Genomic DNA, 4,505 nt, shown 5'->3' with positions numbered 1-4,505 from the left:
CCCCATCAAGATCTGCGTGATCAGCGTGTAGCTGGGGTTGTTCCACTTGGCGAGGTTGTTCGGGTTCTCCAGCTGGGCCATCACGGTTTCGCTCAGCGCGCGCGGTTGCCGGATGGCTTCCTTGGGGAAGTCCTCGCTGTAGAACATCACCGCCGAGGGAAGAGAGTCATCCCAGCCGTGCTGTCGGATGGTGGTGAAGAACAGATTCAGCTGCCCGATCAGCATGCGGTGTTTCACGGTGCCCGAGCATCGGGCGTGCAGGTGGGCGAGGTAGCGTTCCAGCGCCTCCCGGTCCAGCTGTCCCAGCTCCTGGACCGAGGGTGCCGCAGCGGTGAGGAACTGCCCGAAAGAGGTGATCGCCCGGGTGCCCGAGGAGACGCTGACCACTCCGAGTCCCGTGGCCAGGCGCCAGCGGGCCCATCGTTTGGCCAAGGCCTTGAGCCAGGGCTGTGGGATGTCCTCGAAGGTGATCCTGGCCAGGCGTTTGTCCTTTATGCCGAGCTCACGCAGCCGCCAAACATCCCGGCCATACTCCGTGTCCCAACTACTCGTCTGACGGGACGTTCGGCGTCGCTCGCTCCCCGTCCTCGGTAGTTGTTCGGGTATCAGCGCGCTGGGTGTGCTCACAGTTGTACCTCTCTGCCGGTGAACCAGCCCGCTTCCTCCAGCGTGCGGCGGGCGTCCTCAGCACTCAGATGCCCGTAGACGGCGGCAGTAGTGGTGATGTCGGCGTGCCCGAGCAGCTTGGAGACGATCTCGATCGGCACACCGTCACGCAGCATCCGGGTGGCGACGGTGTGGCGGTACCAGTGCGGGTCGAAGTCGATCCCTGTACGTCGGCGCAGCCGTTTGACCAGGTCGTAAACGGCCGTGTAGGTCAGCGGGTGACCGTGGGGTCGACCCCACAGGTTCACAAAGACGTAGTCGGAGTCCAGCTCGCCGTACTCCAGATACAGATAGTCGGAATAGAGCCGGACCAACTCTGCACTCACCGGAACCGTCCGCGGGTTGCGTGACTTGGAGCGTGCACCGTTGCCGTTGACCCGACGCTGGACCGTGATCTGGGACTCGGCCGCGGCGATGTCCTCATGTCGTAGACCCAGCGCCTCCCCGATCCGCATCCCGGTGTCAAAGAGCACGGCGAACAGGAACCGGTCCCGCAGATGGCCACAAGCATCGAGGATCGTCTGCACCTCCGCGGCGGTTAGTACACGCGGGAGCTTGCGCTGCGCGCGAAGCACGATGGCGCGCCGTGGCTGAGGTTTGCCCTTGCTGATGTGATGCAAGAACGGCTTCCAACCCGAGCTGCGGCCTCCAGCCGGCTGCCACGTCCTCAGCAACTCCCCGAGGTCGATGCCGTGGCGCGCGGCGTGCTGATAAAACGCGCTGAGAGCAGAGAGCTTGCGATTGACCGTCGCTTCAGTGCAGTGGTGTTCCACCGACGGCAGGATTGAAACCGACCCGTCGCGCAAGGGCAGCGGACGGCGCAGCCAGGCGACGAACTCGGCAACGTTCTCCAACCGCACCTCACGCCAGTCCAGGGCCTGGCCGCTGAGGAACTCAAACCAGTCCTTCAAATCGTGGGCGTAGGCCTTAACCGTGTTGGGCGACCGCTCAATCTGGGTCAAGTACGCCAGGTACCGTTCGATCGGAGCCACCGGGGTACCGTCATCGCCCAGCACCGTCCATGACTCCACGCCATCGATCGGGGAAAGCACACGCTGTACAAACATCAGTCCTCCGTGCGGGGCATCATGACAGCCGGCATCCACAGCGGCTTCTGGCACCTGCAAACATTCTGCGGTTTGGCCGAGCTGCCCAATCTCGATCGCCGGTGGGGACGGTCCGTCGTCATCCTCTGCGTTTCAGGGGTCATCGGAGCCTTTCTGGGTGTTTGCGCGGATCCAGCCCCTTCTCATCGGATGGAGAAGTCAGCGAGAGCGTATAGGCCTCGGACGATTCAGTGCTGCTGCATGGCGCAACGCTGATCAGTTTGATTTGGCTCTGACCATAACTACGCCTGGATAGCTAGACGAGTAACAACGCGGGCGAGAGCGCTTGCGCGAGTCTCGGGCGTGTAGGCCTTCAACATCGGCAGGATGAGGAGATATCTGTCAGAGCGACTAAGACCATCGAAGGCAGCAGACGCCAGGGGGCTGCCTGTCAGCGCCGCTGTCAGCTCTGCGGGCACACTGGCGGAGCGTTGCGATTCGTACGCTGCTTCCCATCGTCCATCGGCCTTGGCTTCATCGATTTCCTTTATCCCGGGTGGCCGCATGCGCCCTGCCTGGACCAGTGATTCAACCCTGCCGACGTTAATCTTTGACCACGGGGTCCCTGGCCGGCGGCGCGAATACCGTTGAAGAAACGACACCTCGTCACAGGCTTTGCGTTGACCGTCAATCCAACCGAAGCACAGCGCCAATTCGCCCGCCTCGGCAATCGTGATTAGCGGCACGCTCGCATGTCGCTTGCCGATACGCAACCACGCCTCGGTCCGTTTGTCGTGCTGGATTGTCAGCCATAATTCCCAGTCAGATGCGTCGGAGAATTCAAGTGCGTTCACGGTTTCGCCCCAAGCGATGAGGAGAGCACCTCAAGATAATGGGGGCTGGTCATGACGCCCAGCACGTTGCCGAACGGATCGATCACCGAGGCCGTGACAAAACCAGTGTCACCACGCGTTGTTATGGGCTGGTACACCGTGGCACCCATCGCCAGGAGCATCTCCACGGTTCCGTCAAGATCATCAACATGCCAGTGCGTGACCGCACCTCCTGGCTCAATTGACGCCTGCCCAGTTGTGGCAGGCGATGGACGGTACCGGAGATCAATGATGCCAAGCTCGTGCTGGTAATCACCTATGCGAAACTCGGCGTAGACAGGTTCCCCGTCTGGGCCGGATCGCTCGAAATAGGGGTCCAGGCCCAGGAACTGCGCATACCAGGCGGTGGCCCCCGCAACATCCTCGGCCCAGAAATTGATCGTGCTGAATCCCCGCAAGCTCATGGTTTATCCCTCGTCATAGATTGGTAGCTTCTTCCGATCAGCGTATTCTCAATTGCGGAATGTGGCGTTCCTCAATAGCCGAAAGAGGTCAGAACATGTTGGACACATCCGTTCGCTTGCTTCGCCTGCTCTCGCTCCTGCAAATACGTCGTGACTGGTCCGGCGCTGACCTCGCCAACAGGCTGGAGGTCACGACCAGGACCGTACGCAACGACATTGAACGATTGCGCATCCTTGGTTACGAGGTGCATTCCAGCCCTGGAATCACCGGAGGGTATCGTCTAGCTCCCGGTTCGACGCTGCCGCCGCTGCTCCTTGACGACGAGGAAGCGGTCGCCGTAGCGGTTGGCCTGGCCGCAGCAGCTTCCGGCTCGGTGACCGGGATCGAAGAAACTTCCCTGCGCGCGATGGCCAAACTTGAACAAACTCTTCCAACCCGGCTGCGGAAACGCGTGGATGCGCTCCGGCTAACTACCGTCTCAGCAACCGGCCGTGGGCCAACCGTTGAAGCGGGGATACTCACATTCATCGCCGGAGCCTGCCGCGACCACCGTCAAATGGTCTTTCATTACCTGGGCCGTGACAGCACAGCCAGCAATCGACGGGCTGAGCCTCATCGGCTCGTCTACACAGGCCGCCGTTGGTACCTCCTCGCATGGGACTGCGACCGTGACGACTGGCGAACCTTCCGAGCGGACCGCATTGGCGAACCCTCGCCAACTGGGCGGCGGTTCACCCCGCGTGAGCCACCGGAAGATGCTGCCAACCATGTCCTGCGCGGGGTCGGCTCACGGGCATGGAAACATCAGGCCCACATCCAGCTTCATGGCTCCGTTGACGCCATCGCTGACATTCTTCCGCCGGAAGCCGGTCTGCTGCACCCTATTGACGAACACCACTGCCTTCTGGAAACTGGCAGCGACTCCCTGCACGATCTAGTTCGCTACATCACGAACCTCAACGTCCCATTCACGGTGCTCGATCCACCAGAACTTCGAACCATCCTGCGTGAACTAGCCGACCGCTACATCAAAGCAGCCACCGAGCCGGCACCGACTCGTCTCTAAAACGGGTGTTCAGACAAGAACTCGGCACCGTCCCGCAAGCCGGTCGTTCGCATGGGCGCTTGCAGAGGTCTTAGGTAGTTTTCAAATCGGTGTGATTCCGCAGGCGTCATATTCCCGTATGTTCCGCCCGCAAAAAATGCCCGGTGAAGCGGGTGCTAACCGGTGCGTTCGGCGGCGCGTGATTCGTCTGTGCGTGAATGTCCGCACGGGCTTGCGCCGGGCCTGCTGCCACAGCATTTGCGCTGAGGTGTAAAGCCGTCGTGCTGTCAGTCTTAGTCGTCATGTGCTCCAAGCGACGAAAAGCGGTAGTGTTCCGGTTTTCGACTAAACCTTTGGTAAAACTTGGACCGTATGATCGCCTCATGGACACAGTCCACGAAACGAAACCGCAGGTCAGGACAAGTTACCGATCCTCGACCCTAGATAACG

The 4,505-nt window shown here is 61.1% G+C and carries 5 protein-coding genes; 1 reads left to right on the top strand and 4 read right to left on the bottom strand.

What is annotated here, in order from left to right; all coding sequences use genetic code 11:
• The 4 genes from QMG72_RS17610 to QMG72_RS17595 all read right to left on the bottom strand — a co-directional run.
• Nucleotides 1-627, bottom strand: a 627-nt coding sequence (locus tag QMG72_RS17610; RefSeq protein ID WP_502934674.1) for a site-specific integrase, incomplete at its 3' end; no start/stop codon positions are given.
• A complete protein-coding gene (locus QMG72_RS17605) occupies nucleotides 624-1,733 on the bottom strand; it encodes a site-specific integrase (protein ID WP_283481340.1) in 1,110 nt (369 codons plus the stop codon). The genes QMG72_RS17605 and QMG72_RS17610, both read right to left, overlap by 4 nt.
• A 281-nt stretch (nucleotides 1,734-2,014) precedes the next feature.
• Nucleotides 2,015-2,566, bottom strand: a complete 552-nt coding sequence (locus QMG72_RS17600; RefSeq protein ID WP_283481339.1) for a YdeI/OmpD-associated family protein — start codon at nucleotides 2,564-2,566, stop codon at nucleotides 2,015-2,017.
• The gene (locus QMG72_RS17595) at nucleotides 2,563-3,009 is read right to left on the bottom strand and encodes a VOC family protein (RefSeq protein WP_283481337.1); all 447 of its coding nucleotides are present in this window, start codon (nucleotides 3,007-3,009) and stop codon (nucleotides 2,563-2,565) included. The genes QMG72_RS17600 and QMG72_RS17595 overlap by 4 nt, the downstream gene beginning before the upstream one ends.
• A gap of 95 nt (nucleotides 3,010-3,104) precedes the next feature.
• Between QMG72_RS17595 and QMG72_RS17590 the strand changes: the two genes are divergently transcribed.
• Entirely contained in the window at nucleotides 3,105-4,076 is a 972-nt protein-coding gene (locus QMG72_RS17590; RefSeq protein ID WP_283481335.1) for a helix-turn-helix transcriptional regulator, read from the top strand.
• Nucleotides 4,077-4,505: the final 429 nt, after the last annotated feature.

Source organism: Pseudarthrobacter sp. PH31-O2 (genome assembly GCF_030063265.1).
Lineage (GTDB): Bacteria > Actinomycetota > Actinomycetes > Actinomycetales > Micrococcaceae > Arthrobacter.
This window is presented reverse-complemented; position numbering and strand designations above follow the sequence as displayed.